This window comes from Flectobacillus sp. BAB-3569 (genome assembly GCF_002270355.1).
In the GTDB taxonomy this organism is placed as follows: domain Bacteria; phylum Bacteroidota; class Bacteroidia; order Cytophagales; family Spirosomataceae; genus Flectobacillus; species Flectobacillus roseus.
The window spans coordinates 1-552 of sequence record NZ_NJFZ01000189.1; the positions used below are offsets into that span (position 1 = coordinate 1).

Here is a 552-nt window from a genome sequence, read left to right on the forward strand (position 1 = left end):
CGTTTAGTTCGTACTTTTTACGATTTAATAGTTGCCATTTTATTGCATCGACACAACTCTATGGGCTTATTGCTTAGTGAGTTAGGTGGCTATATTTGCGGTTTTTCACATGCTCCCGCTGGGACAAAGCGCATCAGTAATCTGTTACGCMAAAAATGGACATCTACTATCATTGATAATTTTCTCTTTAGTCAAACTCGAAAAAGGCTTGAATCGTTAGTAAAACAGGGAAAACGTCCGCTAATGCTTTGGGATGATAGTCGGCTAGAAAAGGCTGAATCTTGGTTTTGGAAGGGCTTTGTAGTGTAGAAAGCTCAAAGGCAAAACGACTAACACGGATAAAAAAAGGATACTATTCTCCCCCTAATAAACGTATTTGTGTTCCTGGTTACCATTGGACAAGTACGTTGCTCTCAGCTTTGTTTCTTTACCTACTACGATAATAAACTTACGAAGGCAATTGTAACATTCAACAAGACATCTTCTGTTATCAACTGCAAATGGGAAACGGCATAACAGGAACAACGAGCTACAATCCAGTAACTGATATCG

Annotated in this window: 1 pseudogene; it reads left to right on the forward strand. The window is 39.0% G+C overall.

Annotated elements, in window-relative coordinates:
* A pseudogene (locus tag BWI92_RS26950) lies at positions 1-309 on the forward strand (hypothetical protein); the annotation flags it as partial.
* Positions 310-552: the final 243 nt, after the last annotated feature.